Genomic DNA, 23,915 nt, shown 5'->3' with positions numbered 1-23,915 from the left:
CTTAAGCAGCGGTTGTGCCGAAGTAAGCGCCAAACTTAATTCTTCCTAATTAGCCACTTCTTCGACGCACGTTTTCATTCGCAAAAAGAGACACCGGACGGCCTCTCACGGCCCTTGCGCGACGCATCGCGCTGGTATGGTTGCGCGCACCGTTTTTTGTTCACGCCACCACGCCCGTTGTCGACGCACTGGGCCATTCACATGCCCATTCGTCACGCCCGAATCTTTCCGCGCTACGCGTTCTACTGTGTGCTCGCCGGCCTGGCCGCGATCTATGTCTTCTGCGCCATGATGCTGGTGCCGGCGAAGATCTACATCCTTCCCTACCTGATCACCGCGGACTTCGTTCGCTACAAGGGCGCCTTCTTCGTGCTGGTGCTTGCGATCCCCGCCGCCATCTACCTGATCTTCTGGAAGGGCAGCGACTTCCTTGCATGGTGGCGCACGCCGAAGGTGCTGACGGTCGGCGCGCACGGCATGCAACTGGGCGGCGACATCATCGCCTTCGCCGACGTGACTCGCCTGCGCCATCGCCACAACCGCAACCATGTGCTGATCACCACGCGCAAGGGCAAGACGCTGCGGCTGCGGCTGGACCTGTGGGACAACGCAGCCGCGCTGGTCGCCGAAGTGGAAGAGGCCATCAGCGAAGTGCTGCGGCACGACGTCGACCGGCGCGTGCATGCCGGCGACACCGTGGCCTTCGGCGCGCTCGGTCTGAATGCCGAGGGGCTGGTGCACAAGGGCCAGCTCATTGCATGGTCGAGCATCGACACCATTCGCACGCAGTCCGATGAAGAGGGCATGGACGTGGACGAACACCTCGTGATCGTCGCCAACGGAAAGGCCCGCAAGATCGATCGCTCGAAGATCGACAACGAGCCTGTTCTCATGGCCTGTCTGATGCAGCATCTTCCCTCTGCCTGAGCCATTCTTTTTTTGTCTCTCTTTTCTTCAACCACTCCAACACAAAAGCGAATCAGGAAAAAAATGGAAATCTACAGCTCCACCAGCCAGCAGGAAAAGACCCGCCAGGACCGTCCGGTCTTCTACTCCCGCTCGCGCCTGATCGCCGGTGCCATCCTCTGGGTGGTGGTGGCGTGCGTGCTGGCCGTCCTGTGCATTCGCGCGCAGGACAAGAACATCGGCATCCTCATCGCGGCGGCGTTCGGCCTGCTGGCCGCATGGCTGGCCTTCAAGTGCATCCGGCAACTGGGCAACATCACGACACCCGCGTTCGTGGTGGGCCATCAGGGCCTGACTTTCGAGAACGGCCTGCTGATTCCATGGCAGAACATCGTCGAGAACATCTGGGTCAACCAGAGCTACATGGGCATTCCCATCGGCAAGCAGATCCAGATCAAGACCGACCTGCCCAAGCCGAAGGCGCGTGTGTTGCGCCGCGCGACCGCGCTGCAGATTTCGGGCGACGAATACCTGGCACTGTGCGACGCCTATCGTTGATTCGCAGAGGCTGAAAACCTCTTGGCACCAGGCCGTCAAAACGGGGTTCGATAAACTGCGGGGGTGAAATCCTCTTCAGAGCCTCCCAGTAGGTCGCTGGCCTGCGCCAGCTTTTGTCTGCACCGCTGCGTTGCCCACAACGCCTTCGCAGCGAATCTTCCCCCCGCCTTTTTCCTGTCGCCCGACATGGCTTGCGCCATGCCGGGCTGCACCTGTTGCTCGCGCGCTTTCTTTTCATGATCGAACTTCTTACCGACCCCGCCGCCTGGATCGGCCTCCTGACGCTGGTCGTCCTGGAGATCGTGCTGGGCATCGACAACCTGATCTTCATCGCGATCCTCGCGGAGAAGCTGCCGCCGCATCAGCGCGACAGGGCGCGGCTGATCGGCCTGAGCCTGGCGCTCTTCATGCGGCTGGCGCTGCTGTCGATCGTTTCGTGGCTGGTCACGCTGACCACGCCGCTGTTCAGCGTGTTCGGCCAGGGTTTTTCGGGCCGCGACCTGATCCTGCTGCTGGGCGGCCTGTTCCTGCTGTTCAAGGCCACGTCGGAACTGCACGAGCGGCTGGAGGGCGTGACGCACACGGCCAGCGGCTCGACCGCCTATGCGGGCTTCGCGCTGGTGGTCACGCAGATCGTGGTGCTCGACGCCGTGTTCTCGCTCGACGCGGTGATCACCGCCGTGGGCATGGTGGAGCACCTGCCGGTGATGATGGCGGCCGTCGTCATCTCCATCGGCATCATGCTGTGGGCATCGAAGCCGCTCACGCGTTTCGTCAACGCGCACCCGACCGTGGTGGTGCTGTGCCTGAGCTTCCTGCTGATGATCGGCCTGAGCCTGGTGGCCGAAGGCCTGGGCTTTCATATTCCGAAGGGCTACCTGTATGGTGCCATCGGCTTCTCCGTGATGATCGAGACGCTGAACCAGTGGGCCAAGCGCAATGCGCTGCGGCACGAGGCGCGCCGTCCGCTGCGCGACCGCACGGCCGAATCCATCATCCGGCTGCTCGGTGGCCGCGCGCCCGGCGAGCCGGTGCCTGCGGGCGGCGTATCCGGTGCGGCATCGGCAGCGCAGCCGGCCTTTGCCGTCGAAGAGCGCAACATGGTCAGCGGCGTGCTGTCGCTGGCCGATCGCAATGTGCGCTCGGTGATGACGCCGCGCGCCGACATCTCATGGGTCGACCTGAACGACGACCCCGATGCGGTGCGCGAGCAATTGCTCGACACGCCGCACGGCATCTTCCCCGTGTGCCGCGGCTCGCTCGACGACGTGGTCGGCGTGGCGCGCGCGAAGGACCTGCTGGGCCACCTGCTGCGCGACGGAAAGATCGACGCGCACGGCGGCCTGCGCACGCCGATCTACGTGCCCGAATCGACCACGGTGATCCGGCTCATCGACACGCTGCGCGGTGCGCGCGGGCAGCTCGCGCTGGTCAACGACGAGCACGGCACCCTGACCGGCGTGGTCACGCCCATCGATGTGCTGGAGGCGATTGCCGGCGAGTTCCCCGACGAGGACGAGACCCTGGAGATCCTGCAGACCGCACCCGATGCATGGACCGTGTCCGGCAGCGCCGACCTGCACCTGCTCGAACAGGCGCTGCAGACCCACGGCCTCGTGAGCGACGACGACAGCTACACCTCGGTCGCGGGCTTCCTGCTGGCCCGCTTCGGCGGGCTGCCGCCGGCCAAGGCGACGTGGGTGCACGACGGATACGAGTTCGTGGTGACCGACGTGGACGCGCAGCGCATCCGGACGGTGGCCGTGCGGCGGCTGCCGGCGCCGGAATCCGGCGCCTGACCGGTTGATGGGTTGATGAGGCAAGGGCCGATTTGGTAGTAGGCTGGCGCGCTTCCCATCCCGCAACCACTTTCATCCCACGCGCATGAATGCCTCTCACCGCCGGCCGGTTCCGTTGAACAAGGCCTACCGCCTGCTGAACCACGGCCCCACCGTGCTGGTGAGTGCCGCGCACGGCGGCCAGCGCAACATCATGGCCGCGGCCTGGGCCATGCCGCTGGACTTCGATCCGCCCAAGGTGGCCGTGGTGCTCGACAAGAGCACCTGGACGCGCGTGCTGCTCGAAGGCGCGGGCAGCTTCGCGCTGCAGGTGCCGTCGCGCGCGCAGCTCGATCTGACGGAAGCGCTGGGCAACAGCTCGGGCCGCGAGATCGTCGAGCGCGCGGGGCATGACAAGTTCGCGGCCTACGGCCTGCAGACCTTCGCGGGCGTGGCGACCGATGCGCCGCTGCTCGAAGACTGCGTGGCCTGGCTCGAATGCCGGCTGCTGCCCGAGCCGCCGATCCAGCAGCGCTACGACCTGTTCCTGGGCGAAGTGATCGCGGCGCAGGCCGATGCCCGCGTGTTCGCCGACGGGCGCTGGAACTTCACCGGCCATGACGAACTGCGCACGCTGCACCATGTGGCGGGCGGGCACTTCATCGTCGATGGCGAGGCGGTCGATGCGCGGCCGTTCCCGCCTGTGAACGGCTGAAGCGAGTTGCTAACGCGCGGTGCCGCGCGCGGCAGGCACCACCAGCATCTGCCGCAGGGCCAGCGCGCCGCAGGCGGCCGCCACGGTGGCCAGCAGCAGCATCCACAGCATGCGTTGCGGCGACGCGGCACCGAGCCATTCGCCCAGCAGCAGCGTGGCGGTGTTGTAGGTGGCATGCAGGGCAATGCAGGGAATGAGCGAGCGCGTGCGCTCGTACAGCCACGCCAGCACCACGCCCATGACGAAGCCGACCACGAACTGGTAGATGTTCATGTGCGCCGCGCCGAACAGCAGCGCCGACAGGCAGATGGCCTGCCAGCGCGAATAGCGCTGCAGGAAGCCGCGCAGCACGATGCCGCGAAACAGCATTTCTTCCAGCAGCGGCGCCATGACGCACACCGCCAGCACGGCCGCGATGCTGCCGTCGGCCATGCGACTGAACAATGATTCTTCCCAGGCCGAGAGCGGCATCACCCGCATCAGCAGGTTCAGCATCGACGTGATGGTGAGCAGCAGCGCGGGCACCAGCAGCAGCACCGGCGGCACCACGAACATCAGCGTGGCCCCGGCGGAGGTGGGCGAGCGGTGGAACAGCTCGCGGTAGGTGAGCTGCTGGAAATGCATCACCACCGCGAACACGCAGCCGTTGCCCAGCACGGCCGAGAGCACGCCGATCTGCATGCCGTTCAGCCCGAGCAGTCCGTTGGCGTCCCGCAGCGCGGCGCCGACGACCAGTTCGCACAGGAACAGCGCCAGGAACAGGAGGGCGGCTTGTGCCGCCGAGGGAAAGGCCGCGCTTTTCGGGGAGTGCATGGATCTCGGACGCGTGGCGCTCGGGGGAAGGGGAGGCGCGCATATTACCTACCGCCGCGCCGAGTCACGCCGGCGCTAGGCGATGGCCAGCTCTCCCCGCCCGAAGAGCTGCGACAACGGCGCCAGCGCGATCTGGCCGGGCAGCCCCTGCACCGGGAACGCCAGGCGCCGCAGCGCCGTGTATTCGCGCAACCGGGCCGCCCCGTGCGGGTCGCCCGGCAGGTTGGCGCCGGCGGAGGGGTGGCACATCAGCACATCGCCCGTGCGGCATTCGGAAAGCCACTCGGACAGCCGCGCCTCGTAGCCCTGCGTGTCGCCCGAAAAATCGTAGACGCCCAGCAGGCGGCGGCTCACGGGAATGCCGCGCTTGCGGGCGAGCGCGGCCAGCCGCGCGCCGCCCAGCGCATGGATGACCTGGGCCTTCAGCCGCTCGGGGCCGCCGCGCCAGACCGGTGCGGTGTAGCGGATCCAGGGTGGCGACGCCGGGTAGCGCCGCGCGATTTCCTCGACCAGGAGGTCCCGCACCACCGGAAACTGATGCACGTGCCGGTGCCCGTCGACGAACGCGGGTGCCCGGCCCATGGCGTCCTCGAAGCGGCTGAGCTGGTCGCGGATGTCCGCATAGAGCGCCGGTGTGAACGCGGTGCGCGTGTAGGTCCGCGCGAGCAGCCCGAACAGGCCGGGCTCGAAGCCGTCGGCCGTGTCGGGGCGCGTGAGGTCGAGGTGCAGCCCGGTGTCGAGCCGCGCGGGGTCGACCTGCTTGAGCGCCCTTGCACCCTCGATCCACGCGCCGCGCCGCACCATGCAACTGGTCGCGGAAATCTTCCCCTGTGCGGCGAGGTCGAGCACGGCCGCGTTGATGCCCGCGCTCATGCCGAAGTCGTCCGCGCAGATGCACAGGTAGCGGGTCGTCGTCGGCCCCGAAGGGCCGGAAGTCTCAGTCGTCGCCATTCGTTCCTGTTGCAGGTTGGGGTGTGGGTTGAGGTATGGAAGGTGTGGGCGCGGCGGCCTCGACATCCAGGCAGTGCGGGTCGCTTGTGACGCTGCCCGCGAAGCGCCAGGCCGCGACGGTCTCGTGCGCCGCCACCAACTGCACGTGGGCCAGCCAGGGGTTGTCGAGTTGCGCATTGCTCGGCCCCACCAGCCAGGTGGTGCGGGGCACGCACAGCGTGGTGGCGAGTTGCGTGCGGTCGACCAGCGTGCGGGCGGCGCGCGCGGGTTCGAAGCGGCCGGCGTCCACGACTTCCTTGCGCCAGTTGTCGCGGGTGTCGGTGGCGGCGGCCTTCCAGTCGTCCGAGATCAGCACCGGCTGGCGCAGGTTCCAGTAGAACGGGATCTCATAGGAATAGCTGTCGAGCATCAGCACCTGGTCGCCCTCAGCCACGGCCTGGCCCGCGGGCAGGCGCAGCCGGGCGGCGGGTGGCACTTCGTAGATCGCGACGGCGGCCACGACGGCCACGCACACGGCGGCGGATGCCAGCGCGGTTGCGCGCACCTTGGGCAGCAGCGCTTCCATCGACCGGCCCGCCAGCACGCGCTGCGCGATCAGGTAGGCCAGCGGTGGCAGCGCCGGCAGCACGTAGCCCACGAGCTTGGAGCGCGGCAGCGAGAAGAAGACCACGATCACCGCGAGCCAGATCCACATCAGCCAGTCGACATCGGACAGCCGGGGCCGCGCGTCTTCGTCCTTGTGCCGTGGCACCAGCACCCAGGCGAACCACGGCAGCGTGAAGCCCGCCAGCACCGGCAGGTAGAACCAGAGGCCGTGCTCGTTGTTGAAGCCCGAGGAAGCGAAGCGCCTGAAGTGCTGCGTGATGACGAAGTAGTCGAAGAACTCCGGGTACTTCATCTGCATCGCCACGAACCACGGGCCCGCCACCGCCAGCAGGATCGCCCAGCCGGGCAGCCAGACCGACAGCCGAAGAACCGACGGCCTGCGCGTGGCCACGCACCAGATCAGCAGCACGCCCACGGGCAGCACCACGCCGATCAGCCCCTTGGCCAGCAGCCCGGCGGCAGCGAACAGGTAGGCACCGGCCAGCAGCGCCCGCCAGGGCTCGGCGCGTTCGCGGGCCAGCGCGGCGGCGGCAGCCAGCAGCACGGTGGCCGAGATGCAGCCGGCCACCAGCATGTCGAGGTTCGCGAACTGTGCGCCCAGAAAAAAGAAGGGCGTGGTCACCAGCACCACCGTGGACAGCAGCGCCTGCCGCTCCGTCGACCACCGTCGCAGGAAGAGGAACAGCGCCGAAGCCGCCACGCCGCCGCCCAGCAGCGAGGGCAGCCGCGCGGCCCATTCCACCGGCCCCGTCACCGCCATCGCGGCCGCGCCGATCCAGTAGAACAGCGGCGGCTTGTGGAAGAAGGGCAGGCCGTCGAGCCGGGGCACCAGCCAGTCGCCGGAATGCAGCATCGACAGCGCGACGCTGGCATAGCGGCCTTCGTCGGGCGCCATCAACGGGCGCGCCCAGGCCGTCACCAGGAGCCAGGCGAAGATCGCGGCGATGAGCCACAGGGGCTGCGGCGATGTCCACCGGCCATTGCCGGCGCGCTTCATGTCTCTTCGGCCTCGAGACCGCTGCCGTGTTCGCGGCGCACCACGTACAGCGGACGGCCCTTGACCTCTTCGTAGATGCGCGCGATGTACTCGCCCACGATGCCGGTGGAGATCATCTGGATGCCGATGAAGAACATCAGGCTCACGACGATGGTGGTCCAGCCCGAGACGGAGTTGCCGAACAGCAGGTGGTCCACGGCCACGTAGGCGCCATAGGCGAAGGCCGGCACCGCGAGCATCAGGCCCGCCACGCTGACCAGGCGCAGCGGCCAAGTGGTGAAGGCGGTGAGCCCGTCGATGGCCAGGTTCAGCAGCCGCCGCGCGTTGAACGTGGTGGTGCCTTCGGCGCGCGGCGCGGGCGTGTAGGGCAGCGCCACGGCTCTAAAGCCCACCCACGCGTACAGGCCCTTCATGAAGCGGCTGCGCTCGGGCAGGCTCATCAATGCATCGACCACCTTGCGGTCCATCAGGCGGAAGTCGCCCGCGTCCTTGGGCACCTCGAAGCGGTCGGAGGAATTGACGAACTTGTAGAAGAGCTTGCTGCCGATCTGCTTGAAGCGGCTTTCGTCGCTGCGCTCCTGGCGCACTGCGTACACCACCTCGGCACCGGCCACCCACTGCGCGATCATGGCGTGGATGAGCTCGGGCGTATGTTGCAGGTCGCCGTCGAGCAGCACCACCGCATCGCCGTTGGCCGCCGCAAGGCCGGCGGTGAGCGCGGCTTCCTTGCCGAAATTGCGCGACAGCGAGATGCAGCGAAAGCCCGACAGCTCGCACCACGCCTGCGCGACGGTGGCGGTGTCGTCGGTGCTGCCGTCGTCCACCACGATGATTTCCCAGCGCAGCCGCGTGGCCCACAGGATGTCTTCGAGCAGCGGCAGCAGGTGCCGCAGGTTGGCGGCCTCGTTGTAGCAGGGGATCACGCACGAGATGCTGCGCGGCTGCGTCTGGGCCGTCACCGGCGTGGCGGCTTGCGGCGCGGTTTCCGTGGCGGGGGAGGCGATTGCACCGAGGCCCGCGCCGGTGCGCGAATGTCTTGCAGTGGTGGGAGAAGTCATGAAGGCCTCCAGAGCGACTTGGTCTCGTGTCCGTTGGCGGAAGCATGACCAGAGCGCATTGCGAAAAAATGAACGATCCACAGCACGGCGGCGAGCAGCCCGGCGATCACACCGCCCAGCAGCAGGCCCGCGACGATGTCGAGCGGGAAATGCACGCCCACGTAGACGCGTGCCCAGCCGGTGGCGGCGGCCAATGCCAGCAGCGGCACGCCGAGCCGGCGCAGGTTGGGGCGCAGCAGGAAGGCCAGTGCCACCATGAACATGACGGCCGCGTGCGTGCTGGGCAACGACCCGCGACCGGCATGCTCGATGTAGGCCGGTGCCAGCCCCTGCACGAAGGGCCGGGCCACGTTGAGCGACACCGCGATGGCATGCGACATCAGCGAGGTCAGCCCCGCCATCGCGGCCACGACGCACAGGTAGGCGCGGTCGGCAGCATGCCGCCACAGGGCCACGGCGATGAGGCCGGCGCAGAGCCAACTGCCCCAGAGGGCCAGGCTGGTCGCGATCGCAAGCACCCAGGGCGTAGGCTGGCTGCCGGCGGCGATCCATTGAAAGAGGGTGAGATTCAGCGCGTTCACAAGGCCACCCCCGCGAGAGGGCCGAAGAAAAAGAGGGGCGCACGACGGCACCGGTTGCCGCATGCATGCCAGAAAAAATGGGTCACGGTCAGGACCTTTCGACGAGGAAAAGAGCCCGCGGCGACACACGGCAACGCATCTGCGCGGCAGCGCAAGGCAGCGGGAAAATGCGGCGCGCGAGGCGTCGCTTCTCAGATCCCGTAGGGCGGGGCCGCGGTGGGCGGCAGTCGCCGCCAGGGTCGTGTGGCAGGTGGTGCCCCGCCATGCGGCGGCACGTGCTCGGGCGCCTCGCGCTCGACCGGCGTGACCAGCCGGGTCATCACCAGGGCCAGCGGCAGAAGGGCCAACACCATCGCCATGAAGCCGTCCAGCGCGGACAGCAAGGCGTCGGGGTGGTCGATGCTCGCCGGCGCCTGGGCGAACACCGTGGTCTCGTGGTCGTTCGGATGGTCCGCGCGGTCGTCGGCCTCGAACTGCGTGGTGTCGCCGAGGCTGCGCACGCGCAGCATCGGTTCGTCTTCCAGTCCGTCGCAGCGGAAGTGAACCGCAATGAAGGGCTGCAGAAGAATCAGGAACACGCCCGCCACGCACCACATCCTGTAGTGCGCTTCAGCAAAACGGCGTACGCGTGCGAGCAGCATGCGGGAATCCTAGGCTGCTCTCGTGAATGGAACCTGATCTTCCGCGTCAGCTTCCCGCAAGGTAATGTCACGGGGTGCGTGTATAAGATAAGCGCGCCCCCGCGCCAGCTGCGCTACAGCACGAACGGAATGAAGCGCCGCGTGCCGCGCATGTACGCGCGGTAGGCATCGCCGAAATGCGCGATGCATTCCTTCTCGTCGCGCAGCGCCGTCAGAAACAGCAGCAGCGTGGCCGCGAGCACCAGCGCCAGCGTGAGCCAGGTGAACTGCTTGAGAAACGCGCCCCAGGCCAGCAGCATGAGCGCCGTGTACATCGGGTGGCGGATGTAGCGGAAGGCGCCCGTGGTCACGAGCGACGAAGTCTTCTCGAAACCATAGAGGGCCGGGTCGTCATTGCGTGCGTCGCTCGGCTTGCCCTGCGCCTTGAGCAACCGCACCGCATGGATCGGCAGCCAGATCGACAGCGCCAGGAACACGCACGACAGCAGTTGCGTCACCGAGAGCGGATCGACATGCCACACCGGCAGGTTCACGAGGATCAGCACGAGCATGCATTCCCACGCGAAGAAGCGATAGAAGCCGTGCGAGCCGGGCTGGCGCAACGGCCCGCGCGAGACATACAGCAGCGCGGCCGTGCCGGCGATGAAAACGATGAGCTGGAACCAGAAGAGCATGGCGGCCGAATCTACACGGGCCGCGCGCGTCAGCCGGATATCGAAAACCCGCCGTCGACCGGAATGGCCGTGCCCGTCACGTAGTCCGACGCGGGGCTCGCCAGAAACACGGCCGTGCCCGCGATGTCGGCGGGCTGGCCCCAGCGGCCGGCGGCGGCGCGTGCCACCACGCGGTCGTACAGGCCCGGGATCTGGCTGCGCGCGCCGTCGGTGAGTTCGGTCTCGAACCAACCCGGCAAGATGGCATTGACCTGGATGTTGTCCGCCGCCCACGACAGCGCCGTCGACTTGGTGAGCTGCACGATGCCCGCCTTGCTCGCGGCGTAGGCCGGTGCATAGGGCGCGCCGAAGATCGACATCATCGAGCCGATGTTGATGATCTTGCCGCCACCCGCCGCCTTCAGGTGCGGATGCGCGGCGCGGCTGCACAGAAAGGCGCTCGTGAGGTTGGTGCCCAGCACCTTGTTCCACTCGTCCAGCGAGAGCTGGTCGACCGGCTTGCGTACCGTGATGCCGACGTTGTTGACGAGGATGTCGAGCCGCCCGCAACGCGCTGCGACTTCGTCGAACAGCTTCTGCACCGAGGCCTCGTCGCTCACGTCGGCTTCGAGCGCGAAGCTGTCGCTGCCCAGCGCCTTCAAAGCCTTGATCGCGGCGGCCGATTTCTGCGCGTTGCGCGCGGCGACGATGACGCGGGCACCGGCCCTGGCCAGCCCCTGGGCCATGCCCAGGCCGATGCCGCCATTGCCGCCGGTGACGAGCGCTGTCTTGCCGGTGAGATCGAACATCAGGAGGCCTCGGGCTTCTTGGAGACGAGGGTCAGGATGTCGTAGCTGGCGACCAGCTCGCCGTCCTGGTTCGTCACTTCCACATCCCACGCCACCACGCCCTGGCCCTGGCCGCTCGCGTCCTTCTTGTTGCGGTCGATCTTGCGCTTGCAGGTCAGGCGCGCGCGGATGGTGTCGCCGATGCCCACGGGCTTGACGAAGCGCAGCGTGTCCAGGCCGTAGTTGGCCAGCACCGGGCCCGGCGCGGGCGACACGAACAGGCCGGCCGCCGCCGACAGCACGAAGTAGCCGTGCGCGATGCGCTTGCCGAAGGGCGACTCTTTCGCCGCCACTTCGTCGAAGTGCATGTAGAAGTAGTCGCCCGAGATGCCGCCGAAGGCCACGATGTCGGCCTCGCCGACGGTGCGGCGGTGCGTGAGCAGCGAGTCGCCGATCTGCAGGTCTTCGAAATAGCGGCGGAAGGGATGGATGTCGCTCTCGCGCACGGCCGCGCCGCGCACATGTTCGCGGGTGATCGCGGCCAGCATGGTGGGCGAACCCTGCACCGCGGCGCGTTGCAGGTAGTGCTTCACGGCGCGCAGGCCGCCGAGTTCTTCGCCGCCACCCGCGCGGCCGGGGCCGCCGTGCTTGAGCTGCGGCAGCGGCGAGCCGTGGCCGGTCGATTCGGCGGCGGCTTCGCGGTCGAGCACCAGCAGGCGGCCATGCCAGGCGGCGGCGACAGGGATCGCCTTGGCTGCGATGGCCGGGTCGCGCGTGACCAGCGTGCCGACCAGGCTGCCACGGCCGCGCGCGGCCAGTGCCAATGCTTCGTCGATGCCGTCGTAGGGCATGAGCGTGCTGACGGGGCCGAAGGCTTCGACGTCGTGCGCCGCATCGTGTTCGAGCGGCTTGCGGCTCAGCAGCAGCGTGGGCGCGAAGAAGGCGCCTTCGCTCACGCCGTCGCCGACCGGCGAGAAGCCGTCGCGCTCGCCGTACACCAGCTCGGCGCCTTGCAGCAGCGTCGCGACGCGCTCGGCCACATCGACCTGCTGCGCATGCGAGGCGAGGGCGCCCATGCGCACTTCTTCGCGCGACGGATCGCCGATGACGGTCTTCGCAAGCCGCGCGCGCAGGCGCTCGGCCACGGCATCGAGGTGCTGGCGCGGCACGATCGCGCGGCGGATGGCCGTGCACTTCTGGCCGGCCTTGATGGTCATCTCGCGCGCCACCTCTTTCACGAAGAGATCGAACTCCTCGTCGTCGGGCGTCACGTCGGGAGCGAGGATCGCGCAGTTCAGCGAATCGGCCTCGGCGTTGAACGGGATCGATTGGCGCACCAGGTTCGCGTTCACGCGCAGCCTGGCTGCCGTGTCGGCCGAGCCGGTGAAGGTGAGCACGTCCGGCCCTTCGAGCCGGTCGAGCAGGTCGCCCGTGCCGCCAATCACCAGTTGCAGGCTGCCTTCGGGCAGGATGCCCGATTGCACGATGAGCCGCACCAGCGCTTCGGTGAGGTAGCTGGTGGCCGTGGCCGGCTTGCCGATGCAGGGCATGCCCGCGAGGAAGCTGGGCGCGAATTTCTCGAGCAGGCCCCACACCGGGAAGTTGAATGCGTTGATGTGCACCGCCACGCCACCGCGCGGCACCAGGATGTGCGTGCCCGCGAAGCCGCCCTTCTTGCCGAGCGGGAAAGCCGGGCCTTCGTGCACGAGGTTGCCCGAAGGCAGCTCGTTGGTGCCGATGCCGGCGTAGGCGCTGAGCGTGCCGGCGCCGCCTTCGATGTCGATCCAGCTGTCGGCGCGGGTGGCGCCGGTGTGGGCCGAGATCGCGTAGAGCGTTTCCTTGTTCGCGGCGAGGAACTTGGCGAGCGCCTTCAGGCGTTCGGAGCGCTGTTGGAAGTCCAGCGCCATCAGCGCGGGCAGGCCGACGCGGCGCGCGTGGTTCAGCGCCTCGGCGAAGTCGATGGCTTCGGCGTGCGTGCTGGCCACTGCGGTGCCGTTGATGGCGCTGCGCAGTGGCTGCGAGGCTTCCTTGCCGATCCAGCGGCCGGCGATGTAGCTTTGAAGGGTGGTCATGTCGGTGTCCTTTTCATCAATGACGGATGAGGCCGTTCGGGTCTTGCTCCTTCCCCCTCTGGGGGAAGGCTGGGATGGGGGCATGGCTCGTTCGGCGCAGTGCTTCATCAAGTGCCGCTTGCCCCCACCCCGACCCTCCCCCGGAAGGGGAGGGAGAAAGACCGGGAGCGAGGCAGCGGATCAGTGTTTGTTGCCGATGCCCAGGTAGGTATCGATGATTCGTTGGTCATGCAGCAGTTCGCGCGCGTTGCCTTCCAGTGCCACGTCGCCCATCTCCAGCACATAGGCGCGGTCGGCCACCTGCAGCGCGGCGCGTGCGTTCTGTTCCACCAGCAGCACCGAGACGCCATGGGTGCGCAGTTGCGCGACCACGCGCAACACTTCGCGCACCACCAGCGGCGCCAGGCCGAGCGACGGTTCGTCGAGCATCAGCAGCCGGGGCCGTGCCATCAGTGCACGGCCGATGGCCAGCATCTGGCGTTCGCCGCCCGACAGTGTCGAAGCCATCTGCGGCCGGCGTTCGCGCAGGCGCGGAAAGATCTCGAACACTTCTTCCATGCGCGCACGCTGGTCGCGTTTGCCTTTGCGCCACTGGTAGAAGCCGCCGAGCAGCAGGTTGTCTTCGACCGACATCTCGCCGAACAGCTCGCGCCGCTCGGGTACCAGTGCCACGCCGCGCGCCACCATGGTCTCGACGCCGGGGCGGGCGATGCGTTCGCCATGCAGCGAGAGGCTGCCGGTGGAGGGCAGCAGGCCCATTGCCGCGCACAGCAGCGTGGTCTTGCCGGCGCCGTTCGGGCCGATCACGGTGACGATCTCGCCTTCGTTCACATGCAGGTGCACGCTGTGCACCGCCTCGACACTGCGGTAGGCGACGCAGAAACCGTCCAGTTGAAGAATGGGCGTGCTCATCGGGCGTCTTCCAGCAGTTCGTCGTCGGCGCCGCCCAGATAGGCTTCGAGCACGCGCGGGTTGGCCTGCACTTCGGCGGGCGTGCCGGTGGCGATGACGGTGCCGAACTCCAGCACGGTGATGCGGTCGGCAAGGTTCATCACGAATTCCATGTCGTGTTCCACCACGAGGATGCCCAGGCCTTCGGCGCGCAACTGGCTCAGCAGCACGGAGAGCGCGCGCTTTTCAAGATGGCGCAGGCCGGCGGCGGGTTCGTCGAGCAGCAGCAGCGACGGCTGGCCGGCCAGTGCGCGCGCGATCTCGACCACGCGTTGCTGGCCGAGCGAGAGCGAAGCGGCCGGCGTGTCGGCATGCGCGCCGAGGCCGCAGCGTTCGATCTGGCGGCGGGCTTCGGCCATCAGCGCGGCTTCTTCCGCGCGGTCGAGCCGCAGCATCGCCGACAGCCAGCCGCGTTTGGCGCGCAGATGGGCGCCGAGCGCGACGTTCTCGACCACGCTGCGCTGCCCGAGCAGGCGCACATGCTGGAAGGTGCGGCCCAGGCCCAGCGCGGCAAAAGCGCGCGAAGGCTTGGTGGCCATCGACTGGCCCGAGAGCCGCACTTCGCCGGAACTGGGATCGTCCACGCCCGAGATCATGTTGAAGAAGGTGCTCTTGCCTGCCCCGTTCGGGCCGATCAGCGCGTGGATCTCGCCGGCCTTCAGCGTCATCGAGATCTCGTTGTTGGCAACGAGGCCGCCGAAGCGCTTGCTGACGTTGTCGGCCTGCAGCAGCAGTTCACCGCTCGCGGGCAGCGTGCGCTGCGCGAGTTGTGCGGGTGCGGTCTTCGATGTCGCTGTCGTTGTCGTCGTGGTCGCCACAGCCTTCGTGTCATTGCGCACCCAGCGGCTCGTCAGTCGCGCCAGCGTGGGCCACAGGCCGTCCGCAAAGCGCTGCAGCACGAACAGCATCAGCAAGCCGAACACGATCACTTCGAAGTTGCCGCTGGTGCCGAGCAGCGCGGGCAGCACGTCCTGCAGCTTCTCTTTCAGCAGCGTGATGAGCGAGGCGCCGAGCACAGCGCCCCACAGGTGCCCCGCACCGCCGACCACCGCCATGAACAGCAGCTCGATGCCGATGTTCAGGTTGAAGGGCGTCGGGTTCACGAAGCGCTGCAGGTGCGCGTAGAGCCAGCCCGAGACCGCCGCGAGCAGCGCGGCCAGCACGAAGAGCTTGATGCGGTGGCGGGCCGTGTCCACGCCCATCGACTCGGCCATCAGCCGTCCGCCCTTGAGCGCGCGGATGGCGCGGCCTTCGCGCGAATCGAGCAGGTTGTGCAGTGCCCACAGCGCAAGCAGCAGCACGGCCCAGATCACCACGCCCAGCGCGCGCGGCGTGGCCAGCGAGACGCCCGCGATCACCAGCGGTGGCACGCCGGTGATGCCGGTCTGCCCGCCCAGGAACTCCATGTTGCCGAACAGGTAGTACAGGCTCAGGCCCCAGGCGATGGTGCACAGCGGCAGGTAGTGGCCCTGCAGCTTGAGCGTGACCGCGCCCAGCGCCCAGGCCAGCGCGAAGGTGAAGACCAGGCCCAGCAGCAGGCCGGCCCATGGCAGCAGCGCGGGGCTGACCGCGCCGCCCAGCCATGCGGCGGCGGTGGGCGAGGTGCAGATCCACGCGGTGGCATAGGCGCCCATGCCGACGAACGCGGCCTGGCCGAAGGAGGTCATGCCGCCCACGCCGGTCAGCATGACCAGCCCGGCCGCGACCAGCGCATACAGGCCGATGTTGCTGAGCACCGAGACCGTGAACTCGGGCAAGAAGCCCCAGGCCAGCGCCAGCAGGACCACGAAGACCAGCGTGAGCTGGCGCGGCGTGACCAGCGGCTTGCCCACGGGGGGCGCGTTGTCGACGGCAGCGATGTTGTTCGAAGACGGGTTCATTCCTCGTCCTCCACGTGATGGCTGCGCAGCGAACGCCACCACAGCACCGGAATGATCAGGGTGAAGACCAGCACTTCCTTGAAAGGGCTGGCCCAGAAAGAGGCGAAGGCTTCGAGCTGGCCGACCAGCAGCGCGCCGAGCAGCGCGAGCGGATAGCTGGCGAGCCCGCCGACGATGGCGGCCACGAAGCCCTTCAGGCCGATGAGAAAGCCGGTGTCGTAGTACACGGTGGTCAGCGGCGCGATCAGCAGGCCCGACACCGCGCCGATGAGCGCGGCGAGCGCGAAGCTCAGGTCACCCGACAGCTCGGTCGGAATGCCCGACAGCCGTGCGCCGACGCGGTTGATGGCGGTGGCGCGCAATGCCTTGCCGACCATCGAGCGGCCGAAGAAAAGGAACATGGCAATCACCAGCAGCAGCGTGACGCCGACCACCACCAGCGCCTGTCCGCTGACCGGAATGCCGCCGACGTCGAAGCGCGCTTCGGAGAACGCCGTGGTGCGCGAACCTTCGGCACCGAAGAACAACAGGCCCAGCCCGACCAGCACGCCATGCAGCGCGACCGAGACGATCAGCAGCATCAGCACGTTGGCATCCGCCAGCGGCCGGTAGGCCAGGCGATAGAGCAGCGGGCCGAGCGGCATGATGAGGATGAGCGTGGTCAGCGTCTGCCCCGCCATCGAGGTGGGCTTGAGCAGCAGCACCAGCGCGGCGGCGGCCAGCGGCAGCACCACGCACCATGCGAGCGCGGAAGCCCAGTCGACCACCGCGCCGCGCTTCCAGCGCCAGAACTCGATCACCAGCACCACCACCGCCAGCGCCAGCAGCAGCCACAGCGTGGCCGGCACGCGGCCGGCCTGCAGCATCGCCATCGAGAGCGCCCCGAAGGCGACGAACTCGCCCTGGGGAATGAAGATGACGCGCGTGACTGAAAAAACCAGCACCAGCGCGAGCGCCATCAAACCGTAGACGGCACCGTTGACGATGCCGTCCTGCCCCAGAAGCAGGGCGATCTGCGAATCCATAAAAAAACCTTTGGGCTCGGCCCGTGTGTCGAATCAGTGTCTGCCGCTGCATGGCTCCTTCCCCCTTTGGGGGAAGGTCGGGATGGGGGCAAGCGGCACCTGTTCGGCGCAGTGCCTTGTGTCGTATGCCGTCGTGCCCCCACCCCGGCCCTCCCCCGGGAGGGGAGGGAGCAAAGACATCAGGGCTGGTATTTCCAGGCGCCGTTTTCGATCTTCACCATCACGCGGGCGCGTTGGTCCAGGCCCAGGTGGTCCGTGGCCGTCATGTTGAACACGCCGTGCGCGCCCGACACGTCCTTGGTCTGTTCCAGCGCGTCGCGCAGCGCGGCACGGAACTCCGGCGTGCCCGGCTGCGCCTTCTTCAGGGCGGCCGGCACGGCCGAGCTCATGACCAGGCCGGCGTCCCAGGCGTGCGCGCCGAAGGTCGAGACCGTGCCCTTGCCGTAGGCGGCTTCATACGCGGCCACATAGGCCAGCGCGGACTTCTTCAGCGGGTTGCTGGCCGGCAGTTGATCGGCCACCAGCACCGGGCCGGCGGGCAGGAAGGTGCCTTCCACGTCCTTGCCGCCCACGCGCAGGAAGTCGGCGTTGGCCACGCCGTGGGTCTGGTACATCTTGCCGGCGTAGCCGCGTTCCTTCAGCGTCTTCTGCGGCAGCGCGGCTGGCGTGCCGGAGCCGGCGACCAGCACGGCGTCGGCCTTGGCGGCCATGATCTTCAGGGCTTGGCCGGTCACCGAGGTGTCGGTGCGGGCAAAGCGCTCGTTGGCCACGATCTTGATCTTCTTCAGCTCGGCCGCCTTGGCGAATTCCTGCGACCAGCCTTCGCCGTAGGCATCGGAGAAGCCGATGAAGGCGACGGTCTTCACGCCGTTGGCGGCCATGTGCTCGGCGATGGCCAGCGACATCATGATGTCGTTCTGCGGCGTCTTGAAGACCCACTTCTTCTTGGCGTCCATCGGCTCCACGATGCGGGCCGAGGCGGCCACCGAGATCATCGGCGTCTGCGCTTCGCTGACCACGTCGATCATGGCGAGCGAGGCCGGCGTGGTGGTCGAGCCCAGGATCACGTCGACCTTGTTCTCGGCGATGAGCTTGCGCGTGTTGTTGACGGCCGCGGTGGTGTCGGAGGCGTCGTCGAGCACGATGTAGTTGATCTTCTGCCCGCCGATCGTCTTGGGCATCAGCGAGATGGTGTTCTTCTCGGGGATGCCCAGCGATGCCGCCGGGCCGGTGGCCGAGATGGTCACGCCGACATTGATGTCGGCCCAGGCGGCAACGGCCGTGGCGCACAGCGAGGCGATCAGCAAGGGCTTGAAGAATTTCATTTGGTCTTGTCTCCGGGTTGAAAAATGGTTGAGGCCTGAAGTATCTTCGATCACCGCTCGTCGAAAGAGAGCGTGACGCGTTCGGTGAGGGGGTGAGCCTGGCAGGTCAGTACGAAACCCGCGGCGACCTCATTCTTGTCGAGCGCGAAGTTCCGTTCCATTCGGACTTCCCCGTCCACGCACTTGGCGCGGCAGGTGCCGCACACGCCGGAAGTGCAGGAGAACGGCACTTCGAGCCCGGCCGCCGACGCCGCATCGAGAATGCTGGGCTGCCCTTCGGTATAGGTGATGTCGCGCTGCAGGCCGTCGCGCACGATGGTGATGCGCGATTGCTTGGCGTCGCCGGGCTGGGCCTCGTGCACCACCGCGCCCACCTGCGTGGCCGAGGGCAGGGCGACGCCGAAACGCTCGATGTGGATGCGGTCCTCGGGCACGCCCGCCGCCAGCAGCGCGGCCTCGGCCTCGTCGTTCATCTGGAACGGGCCGCACACGTACACATGGTCGATGGCCGCGGCCGGCACCACGCTCTGCAGGAACTCGCCGATCTTCTCGCGGTTCATCACACCGAAGCCCAGCGGCGAATCGGTGTGCTCGTCGGAGAACACATGCTGCAGCACGAGGCGCGTCATGTAGCGGTTCTTCAGGTCCTCGATTTCTTCCTTGAACATCGTGGACTGCAGTTGCCGGTTGCCGTAGATCAGCGTGAAGCGGCTCGCGGGCTCGCGCGCCAGCACCGTCTTCATGATCGACAGGATCGGCGTGATGCCGCTGCCGCCCGCAATGCCCACGTGGTGCCGGGCCGAGGCCGGTTCGATCGGCACGAAGAAGCGGCCTTGCGGCGCCATCACCTGTAGGGTGTCGCCGGGTTGCAGGCTGGCGTTGATCCAGTTGGAGAACACGCCGCCGCGCACCTTGCGCACGCCGACGCGCAGCTCGCCGTCGTCCAGGCCGGCGCAGATCGAATAGGAACGGCGCAGGTCCTGGCCGTCGATGTCGTGGCGCAGGGTGAGGTACTGGCCCTGCGTGAAGCCGAAGACTTGCTGCAGGTCGGTCGGCACTTCGAACGAGACGATGACGGCCTCGGCCGTGTCGGGCTCGATGGCCTTCACGCGCAAGGGGTGGAAGAGGGTGCTCATCGCTTGGGGCGCTTTTTAGATTGGCTTGAAATGTTCGAACGGTTCGCGGCAACTCATGCAGCGATAGAGGGCCTTGCAGGCCGTGGAGCCGAAGGCCGACAGGCGCTCGGTGCGCTCGCTCGCGCAGCGCGGGCAGGCGATGCGTTCGCCGGCCATGCGGCCGAAGAGCTTGATCGGCATGGCGGTGTTGGCCGCGGCTTCGGGGGTGAGGTGAGCGGGCGGCGCGATGCCGTAGGCCTTGAGCTTCGTGCGGCCTTCGTCGCTGATCCAGTCGCTGGTCCAGGCCGGCGCGCGGCGCAGGGTGGCGCGGGCGCGGCCGAGGCCGGCCTGTTCGATGGCGGCCAGCACGTCGTGCTCGATGGCTTCGGTCGCGGGGCAGCCGGAGTAGGTCGGCGTGAGCACGATCTCCAGGCCGTTGTCATGCTCGATCACGTCGCGCACGATGCCCAGGTCGCAGACCGACACGGCCGGCACCTCGGGGTCGGGCACGGTGTGCAGCACGGCCCACGCGGCATCGATGCGCGAAGCGGTCGCGAGATCGGCTGTGGTCATCACCACACGCCCCCGGGGTAGCTGCGCTGCAGGTGCTGCATCTCGGCGAGGATGTAGCCCATGTGTTCGCTGTGCACGCCGTGCTTGCCGTTGCTGCGGAAGGCGGCTTCCTTCGGCATCGCGAGGCCGGCCGCATCGAGCACCTGCTGCATCTCGGCCAGCCAGGGCTCGCGCAGCTCGCTCCACGCCGGGCCGAGGCCGTCGGCACTGGCCTGGGCATCGACCGCGTCGCTCTCGAACAGCTCGGGCATGTAGAGCCACAACTGCTTCAATGCCTTCTCGGTGCGGCGGCGCGATTCCTCGGTGCCGTCGCCCAGACGCACCACCCAGTCGCCCGAGTGCTGCTGGTGGTAGCGTGCTTCCTTCACGGCCTTGCCGGCGATGGCCGCCACTTCGGCGTCGCTCGATGCGGCCAGGCGCTGCCACAGCAGCTTGAGCAGCGTCGAGACCATCGTGTTGCGCACCACGGCAAAGGCGAAGTCGCCGCGCGGCAGTTCGGCGATGGTGAGGTTGAAGTAGTCGCGCTCGTCGCGCAGGTAGGCCAACTGGTCTTCGTCGTGCTCGCGGCCGGCGCCTTCGAGCTTGCCGGCGTGCGTGAGCAGCGCGCGCGCCTGGCCGACGAGGTCGAGCGCGATATTGGCCATCGCGATGTCTTCCTCCAGCACGGGCGCGTGGCCGCACCATTCGCCAAGCCGCTGCGCCAGCACCAGGCTGGTGTCGGCGATGCGCAGCAGGTACTGCACGGCGGGCGTGCGGTTGAGTTCTATCGATGCTTGCATGGCGTGCCGCTCGCTCACATGTGGTCCACGGACTTGGGCAGCGCGTAGAAGGTCGGATGGCGGTAGACCTTGTCTTCCGCCGGGTCGAAGAACATGTCCTTGTCGCCCGGATCGCTCGCCACGATCTGCTCGGAGCGCACCACCCAGATGCTGCTGCCTTCCTGGCGGCGGGTGTACACGTCGCGCGCCATCTGGATCGCCATCTTCGAATCGGCCGCGTGCAGGCTGCCGCAATGCTTGTGGTCCAGGCCCGCCTTGCTGCGCACGAACACTTCCCACAGGGGCCACTCTTGTTTGGTTGTCGTATCGGCGCTCATGCGGCCTCCTTCAATGGTTGTTTGTTGGCGTGGGCCATCGCGGCTTCGCGGACCCATTCGCCGTCTTCCCATGCGTCCACGCGGGCCTGCAGGCGTTCGCGGTTGCAGGGGCCGTCGCCGCCGATCACGCGCCAGAACTCGCTCCAGTCGATGGCGCCGAAGTCGTGCGCCTGGCGCTCCTCGTTCCACTTCAGGTCGGGGTCGGGCAGGGTCACGCCGAGGATGGCGGCCTGCTCCACGGCGGCGTCGATGAACTTCTGGCGCAGCTCGTCGTTGCTGAAGCGCTTGATGCCCCAGCGCATCGACTGCGCGCTGTTGGGCGACTGGTCGTCCGGCGGGCCGAACATCATGATCGAGGGCCACCACCAGCGGTTGACCGCGTCCTGCACCATCGCCTTCTGCGCGTCGGTGCCGTGGGTCATCATGGTCAGCAGGGCTTCGTAGCCCTGGCGCTGGTGAAAGCTCTCCTCGCGGCAGATGCGGATCATGGCGCGGGCGTACGGCGCATACGAGCAGCGGCAGATCGGCACCTGGTTCATGATGGCCGCGCCATCGACCAGCCAGCCGATGGTGCCCATGTCGGCCCAGGTGAGCGTGGGGTAGTTGAAGATCGAGCTGTACTTGGCCTTGCCGCTGTGCAGCGCGTCGAACATCTGGTCGCGCGAGGTGCCCAGCGTTTCGGCGGCCGCATACAGGTAGAGGCCGTGGCCGCCTTCGTCCTGCACCTTGGCCAGCAGGATGGCCTTGCGCTTGAGCGTGGGCGCGCGGCTGATCCAGTTGCCTTCGGGCAGCATGCCGACGATTTCGGAATGCGCATGCTGGCTGATCTGGCGCACCAGCGTCTTGCGGTAGTGCTCGGGCATCCAGTCTTTGGCCTCGATGAAGTCGCCGGCGTCGATGTGGGCGTCGAAGCGCTCTTCGAGGCGCATCTCCTCGGCGGAGCGCACGGCTTTTTTCGGCTTGCCGTCGCCTGCGTCCTTGCCCATGGTGTCCATTGCCTGGGTGTACATGTGCGTGTCCTTTCGGTGGATGTTTGGAAGTGGCTTCAGCGCGGGCGCGTGTCGATCACGCGGCGTGCCTTGCCGGTCTGGGTGCGTTCCATCTCGTTGGGCGCGTGCACTACCACTTGGGTCGAAATGCCGATGAGCGTCTTCACGCGGTGCTTGACCCAATCGCCGATGGCGGCGCGGTCGGCCGCGGCGACGTCGGCGGGATTGAGTTCGCAATGGATCTCGACCTGGTCGAGCTTGTCGGCGCGGCTCACGTGCACCTGGTAGAGGCCCGACAGCGCCTTGTGCGCGAGCACGATCTCTTCGACCTGCGTGGGGAACACGTTGACGCCGCGGATGATCATCATGTCGTCGCTGCGCCCGACGATCTTGCCCATGCGGCGGAAGGCGCGCGAGGTGGGCGGCAAGAGGCGCGTGAGGTCGCGCGTGCGGTAGCGAATGATCGGCATGGCCTCTTTGCTGAGCGAGGTGAAGACGAGTTCGCCTTCTTCGCCGTCGGCCTTCAGCTCACCGGTCTCGGGGTCGATGATCTCGGGGTAGAAGTGGTCTTCCCAGATCACGGGGCCGTCCTTGCTCTCGACGCATTCGCTGGCAACGCCGGGGCCCATCACTTCGGACAGGCCGTAGATGTCGACCGCGTCGATGCCGGCCTTGGCTTCGATGTCGCGGCGCATCGCCTCGGTCCAGGGCTCGGCGCCGAAGATGCCGATCTTGAGCGAGCTGTCTTTGGCGCTCAGGCCCTGGCGCTCGAACTGCTCGATGATCACCTGCATGTAGCTGGGCGTGACCATGATGATGTCGGGCTTGAAGTCCTGGATGAGTTGCACCTGCTTCTCGGTCTGGCCGCCGGACATGGGGATGACGGTGCAGCCCGCGCGCTCGGCGCCGTAGTGCGCGCCGAGGCCGCCGGTGAAGAGGCCGTAGCCGTAGGCCACGTGGATCATGTCGCCGGCGCGGCCGCCCGCTGCGCGGATCGAGCGCGCGACAAGGTCGGCCCAGGTGTCGATGTCGTTCTTCGTGTAGCCCACCACCGTCGGCTTGCCGGTGGTGCCTGACGATGCATGGATGCGCGCGACCTGCGTGCGCGGCACGGCGAACATGCCGAAGGGGTAGTTGTCGCGCAGGTCGGTCTTGACCGTGAACGGAAACTTCGACAGGTCGGCGAGCGACTTCAGGTCATTGGGGTGCACGCCCTTGGCATCGAAGGCACGGCGGTAGTGCGGCACGTTGTCGTAGGCGCGTTGCAGCGTGGCGCGCAGGCGGGTGAGCTGCAGCGCGGTGATCTCGTCGCGGCTGGCGGTTTCGATGGCTTCGAGTTCGCCGGGGGCTGGGTGTCGGGCGGTCATGGTGGTCTTCTTGTCTTGTCTCTTCAGGCTGTGGCTGCAGCGACGGCGGGGCGGCCCTTGGCCGTGTACGAGCGGCCGCGGAACATGGCGATGCGCTCGCCGCGCTGGTTGGTGATTTCGGTGTCGTACACACCGGTGCGGCCGGCCTTCGACACTTCGAAGCAGCGCGCGGTGAGCAGGTCGCCTTCGCGCGCGGGTGCGATGAAGTCGATGGAGAAGCCCGAGGCGACGGTCAGCTCGTTGTACGAGTTGCAGGCGAAGGCGAAGGTGGAGTCGGCCAGCGTGGCCATGAACCCGCCGTGGCAGGTGGCGTGGCCGTTGAGCATGTCGGGGCGCACCTGCATTTCGATGGTGGCCTGGCCGGGGCCGACCTCGACGATGCGCATGCCCAGGCCCTTGGTGGCGTTGTCGTTCGCGAGCATGCCGTCGCGGACGTATTCGGCTGTTTGCTGGGGTGTGCGGTTGGTTGCGGTCATG

At 67.6% G+C, this 23,915-nt stretch carries 24 protein-coding genes; 4 read left to right on the top strand and 20 right to left on the bottom strand.

What is annotated here, in order from left to right; genetic code table 11:
• The first annotated feature begins 201 nt into the window (after positions 1 to 201).
• From ACSFB7_RS26490 to ACSFB7_RS26475, 4 genes are all read left to right on the top strand, one after another.
• Positions 202 to 927: a hypothetical protein gene (locus ACSFB7_RS26490; RefSeq protein WP_435475322.1), complete on the top strand. Its 726-nt coding sequence runs from the start codon at positions 202 to 204 to the stop codon at positions 925 to 927.
• Between the two features lie 63 nt (positions 928 to 990).
• Entirely contained in the window at positions 991 to 1,464 is a 474-nt protein-coding gene (locus ACSFB7_RS26485; RefSeq protein WP_435475321.1) for a hypothetical protein, read from the top strand.
• Positions 1,465 to 1,703: 239 nt separating this feature from the next.
• On the top strand, positions 1,704 to 3,263 hold the full coding sequence (locus ACSFB7_RS26480) for a TerC family protein (RefSeq protein ID WP_435475461.1): 1,560 nt from the start codon (positions 1,704 to 1,706) through the stop codon (positions 3,261 to 3,263).
• A gap of 85 nt (positions 3,264 to 3,348) precedes the next feature.
• Positions 3,349 to 3,957 carry a flavin reductase family protein gene (locus ACSFB7_RS26475; protein ID WP_435475320.1) on the top strand — a complete coding sequence of 203 codons (609 nt, stop codon included), beginning with the start codon at positions 3,349 to 3,351 and terminating at the stop codon, positions 3,955 to 3,957.
• Positions 3,958 to 3,966: 9 nt separating this feature from the next.
• Here ACSFB7_RS26475 and ACSFB7_RS26470 read toward each other — a convergent pair whose 3' ends face one another.
• The 20 genes from ACSFB7_RS26470 to paaI all read right to left on the bottom strand — a co-directional run bounded on the left by ACSFB7_RS26470 (position 3,967) and on the right by paaI (position 23,914).
• Positions 3,967 to 4,770, bottom strand: a complete 804-nt coding sequence (locus tag ACSFB7_RS26470) for a CPBP family intramembrane glutamic endopeptidase (protein ID WP_435475319.1) — start codon at positions 4,768 to 4,770, stop codon at positions 3,967 to 3,969.
• A 75-nt stretch (positions 4,771 to 4,845) separates the two neighbouring features.
• On the bottom strand, positions 4,846 to 5,721 hold the full coding sequence (locus tag ACSFB7_RS26465; protein ID WP_435475318.1) for a ChbG/HpnK family deacetylase: 876 nt from the start codon (positions 5,719 to 5,721) through the stop codon (positions 4,846 to 4,848).
• Entirely contained in the window at positions 5,708 to 7,324 is a 1,617-nt protein-coding gene (locus ACSFB7_RS26460) for an ArnT family glycosyltransferase (RefSeq protein WP_435475317.1), read from the bottom strand. The genes ACSFB7_RS26465 and ACSFB7_RS26460 overlap by 14 nt, the downstream gene beginning before the upstream one ends.
• Positions 7,321 to 8,382, bottom strand: coding sequence for a glycosyltransferase family 2 protein (locus ACSFB7_RS26455; protein WP_435475316.1), 1,062 nt, complete (start codon positions 8,380 to 8,382; stop codon positions 7,321 to 7,323). The genes ACSFB7_RS26460 and ACSFB7_RS26455 overlap by 4 nt, the downstream gene beginning before the upstream one ends.
• A complete protein-coding gene (locus ACSFB7_RS26450) occupies positions 8,379 to 8,963 on the bottom strand; it encodes a phosphatase PAP2 family protein (protein WP_435475315.1) in 585 nt (194 codons plus the stop codon). Before ACSFB7_RS26450 ends, ACSFB7_RS26455 begins: the two co-directional genes overlap by 4 nt.
• Positions 8,964 to 9,154: 191 nt before the next feature.
• Entirely contained in the window at positions 9,155 to 9,604 is a 450-nt protein-coding gene (locus tag ACSFB7_RS26445) for a hypothetical protein (RefSeq protein ID WP_435475314.1), read from the bottom strand.
• Between the two features lie 113 nt (positions 9,605 to 9,717).
• Positions 9,718 to 10,278, bottom strand: a complete 561-nt coding sequence (locus ACSFB7_RS26440; protein WP_435475313.1) for a methyltransferase family protein — start codon at positions 10,276 to 10,278, stop codon at positions 9,718 to 9,720.
• A 29-nt stretch (positions 10,279 to 10,307) separates the two neighbouring features.
• Positions 10,308 to 11,066, bottom strand: coding sequence for an SDR family NAD(P)-dependent oxidoreductase (locus tag ACSFB7_RS26435; RefSeq protein WP_435475312.1), 759 nt, complete (start codon positions 11,064 to 11,066; stop codon positions 10,308 to 10,310).
• Positions 11,066 to 13,117, bottom strand: a complete 2,052-nt coding sequence (gene paaZ, locus ACSFB7_RS26430; RefSeq protein WP_435475311.1) for a phenylacetic acid degradation bifunctional protein PaaZ — start codon at positions 13,115 to 13,117, stop codon at positions 11,066 to 11,068. Before paaZ ends, ACSFB7_RS26435 begins: the two co-directional genes overlap by 1 nt.
• A gap of 180 nt (positions 13,118 to 13,297) precedes the next feature.
• On the bottom strand, positions 13,298 to 14,029 hold the full coding sequence (locus ACSFB7_RS26425; RefSeq protein WP_435475310.1) for an ABC transporter ATP-binding protein: 732 nt from the start codon (positions 14,027 to 14,029) through the stop codon (positions 13,298 to 13,300).
• Positions 14,026 to 15,948, bottom strand: coding sequence for a branched-chain amino acid ABC transporter ATP-binding protein/permease (locus ACSFB7_RS26420; RefSeq protein ID WP_435475309.1), 1,923 nt, complete (start codon positions 15,946 to 15,948; stop codon positions 14,026 to 14,028). Before ACSFB7_RS26420 ends, ACSFB7_RS26425 begins: the two co-directional genes overlap by 4 nt.
• Positions 15,945 to 16,973, bottom strand: coding sequence for a branched-chain amino acid ABC transporter permease (locus ACSFB7_RS26415; RefSeq protein ID WP_435475308.1), 1,029 nt, complete (start codon positions 16,971 to 16,973; stop codon positions 15,945 to 15,947). The genes ACSFB7_RS26420 and ACSFB7_RS26415 overlap by 4 nt, the downstream gene beginning before the upstream one ends.
• Before the next feature lie 179 nt (positions 16,974 to 17,152).
• Positions 17,153 to 18,298: an ABC transporter substrate-binding protein gene (locus ACSFB7_RS26410; protein WP_435475307.1), complete on the bottom strand. Its 1,146-nt coding sequence runs from the start codon at positions 18,296 to 18,298 to the stop codon at positions 17,153 to 17,155.
• Between the two features lie 50 nt (positions 18,299 to 18,348).
• Complete coding sequence (gene paaE / locus ACSFB7_RS26405) at positions 18,349 to 19,434, bottom strand: 1,2-phenylacetyl-CoA epoxidase subunit PaaE (RefSeq protein ID WP_435475306.1); 1,086 nt, start codon at positions 19,432 to 19,434, stop codon at positions 18,349 to 18,351.
• A gap of 15 nt (positions 19,435 to 19,449) precedes the next feature.
• Positions 19,450 to 19,986 carry a 1,2-phenylacetyl-CoA epoxidase subunit PaaD gene (gene paaD / locus ACSFB7_RS26400; protein WP_435475305.1) on the bottom strand — a complete coding sequence of 179 codons (537 nt, stop codon included), beginning with the start codon at positions 19,984 to 19,986 and terminating at the stop codon, positions 19,450 to 19,452.
• Positions 19,986 to 20,765: a 1,2-phenylacetyl-CoA epoxidase subunit PaaC gene (gene paaC, locus ACSFB7_RS26395; RefSeq protein ID WP_435475304.1), complete on the bottom strand. Its 780-nt coding sequence runs from the start codon at positions 20,763 to 20,765 to the stop codon at positions 19,986 to 19,988. Before paaC ends, paaD begins: the two co-directional genes overlap by 1 nt.
• A 14-nt stretch (positions 20,766 to 20,779) precedes the next feature.
• On the bottom strand, positions 20,780 to 21,082 hold the full coding sequence (gene paaB, locus ACSFB7_RS26390) for a 1,2-phenylacetyl-CoA epoxidase subunit PaaB (RefSeq protein WP_435475303.1): 303 nt from the start codon (positions 21,080 to 21,082) through the stop codon (positions 20,780 to 20,782).
• On the bottom strand, positions 21,079 to 22,092 hold the full coding sequence (paaA, locus tag ACSFB7_RS26385) for a 1,2-phenylacetyl-CoA epoxidase subunit PaaA (protein ID WP_435475302.1): 1,014 nt from the start codon (positions 22,090 to 22,092) through the stop codon (positions 21,079 to 21,081). The genes paaB and paaA overlap by 4 nt, the downstream gene beginning before the upstream one ends.
• Positions 22,093 to 22,127: 35 nt before the next feature.
• On the bottom strand, positions 22,128 to 23,438 hold the full coding sequence (gene paaK, locus ACSFB7_RS26380; protein ID WP_435475301.1) for a phenylacetate--CoA ligase PaaK: 1,311 nt from the start codon (positions 23,436 to 23,438) through the stop codon (positions 22,128 to 22,130).
• Between the two features lie 23 nt (positions 23,439 to 23,461).
• Positions 23,462 to 23,914 (bottom strand): hydroxyphenylacetyl-CoA thioesterase PaaI, encoded by a 453-nt coding sequence (paaI, locus tag ACSFB7_RS26375; RefSeq protein WP_435475300.1) that lies wholly within the window; start codon positions 23,912 to 23,914, stop codon positions 23,462 to 23,464.
• Position 23,915: the final 1 nt, after the last annotated feature.

The sequence above is a fragment of the Variovorax raffinosi genome (genome assembly GCF_051216615.1).
Lineage (GTDB): Bacteria > Pseudomonadota > Gammaproteobacteria > Burkholderiales > Burkholderiaceae_C > Variovorax.
Note: the sequence above shows the minus strand (reverse complement) of the source record. Positions and strands in the feature narration are given on the sequence as shown.

Coding starts and splice junctions, on each gene's coding strand:
- ACSFB7_RS26490 (WP_435475322.1), top strand. CDS start 202: ATGCCCATTCGTCACGCCCGAATCTTTCCGCGCTACGCGTTCTACTGT.
- ACSFB7_RS26485 (WP_435475321.1), top strand. CDS start 991: ATGGAAATCTACAGCTCCACCAGCCAGCAGGAAAAGACCCGCCAGGAC.
- ACSFB7_RS26475 (WP_435475320.1), top strand. CDS start 3,349: ATGAATGCCTCTCACCGCCGGCCGGTTCCGTTGAACAAGGCCTACCGC.
- ACSFB7_RS26470 (WP_435475319.1), bottom strand. CDS start 4,770: ATGCACTCCCCGAAAAGCGCGGCCTTTCCCTCGGCGGCACAAGCCGCC.
- ACSFB7_RS26465 (WP_435475318.1), bottom strand. CDS start 5,721: ATGGCGACGACTGAGACTTCCGGCCCTTCGGGGCCGACGACGACCCGC.
- ACSFB7_RS26460 (WP_435475317.1), bottom strand. CDS start 7,324: ATGAAGCGCGCCGGCAATGGCCGGTGGACATCGCCGCAGCCCCTGTGG.
- ACSFB7_RS26455 (WP_435475316.1), bottom strand. CDS start 8,382: ATGACTTCTCCCACCACTGCAAGACATTCGCGCACCGGCGCGGGCCTC.
- ACSFB7_RS26445 (WP_435475314.1), bottom strand. CDS start 9,604: ATGCTGCTCGCACGCGTACGCCGTTTTGCTGAAGCGCACTACAGGATG.
- ACSFB7_RS26440 (WP_435475313.1), bottom strand. CDS start 10,278: ATGCTCTTCTGGTTCCAGCTCATCGTTTTCATCGCCGGCACGGCCGCG.
- ACSFB7_RS26435 (WP_435475312.1), bottom strand. CDS start 11,066: ATGTTCGATCTCACCGGCAAGACAGCGCTCGTCACCGGCGGCAATGGC.
- paaZ (WP_435475311.1), bottom strand. CDS start 13,117: ATGACCACCCTTCAAAGCTACATCGCCGGCCGCTGGATCGGCAAGGAA.
- ACSFB7_RS26425 (WP_435475310.1), bottom strand. CDS start 14,029: ATGAGCACGCCCATTCTTCAACTGGACGGTTTCTGCGTCGCCTACCGC.
- ACSFB7_RS26420 (WP_435475309.1), bottom strand. CDS start 15,948: ATGAACCCGTCTTCGAACAACATCGCTGCCGTCGACAACGCGCCCCCC.
- ACSFB7_RS26415 (WP_435475308.1), bottom strand. CDS start 16,973: ATGGATTCGCAGATCGCCCTGCTTCTGGGGCAGGACGGCATCGTCAAC.
- ACSFB7_RS26410 (WP_435475307.1), bottom strand. CDS start 18,298: ATGAAATTCTTCAAGCCCTTGCTGATCGCCTCGCTGTGCGCCACGGCC.
- paaE (WP_435475306.1), bottom strand. CDS start 19,434: ATGAGCACCCTCTTCCACCCCTTGCGCGTGAAGGCCATCGAGCCCGAC.
- paaD (WP_435475305.1), bottom strand. CDS start 19,986: ATGACCACAGCCGATCTCGCGACCGCTTCGCGCATCGATGCCGCGTGG.
- paaC (WP_435475304.1), bottom strand. CDS start 20,765: ATGCAAGCATCGATAGAACTCAACCGCACGCCCGCCGTGCAGTACCTG.
- paaB (WP_435475303.1), bottom strand. CDS start 21,082: ATGAGCGCCGATACGACAACCAAACAAGAGTGGCCCCTGTGGGAAGTG.
- paaA (WP_435475302.1), bottom strand. CDS start 22,092: ATGTACACCCAGGCAATGGACACCATGGGCAAGGACGCAGGCGACGGC.
- paaK (WP_435475301.1), bottom strand. CDS start 23,438: ATGACCGCCCGACACCCAGCCCCCGGCGAACTCGAAGCCATCGAAACC.
- paaI (WP_435475300.1), bottom strand. CDS start 23,914: ATGACCGCAACCAACCGCACACCCCAGCAAACAGCCGAATACGTCCGC.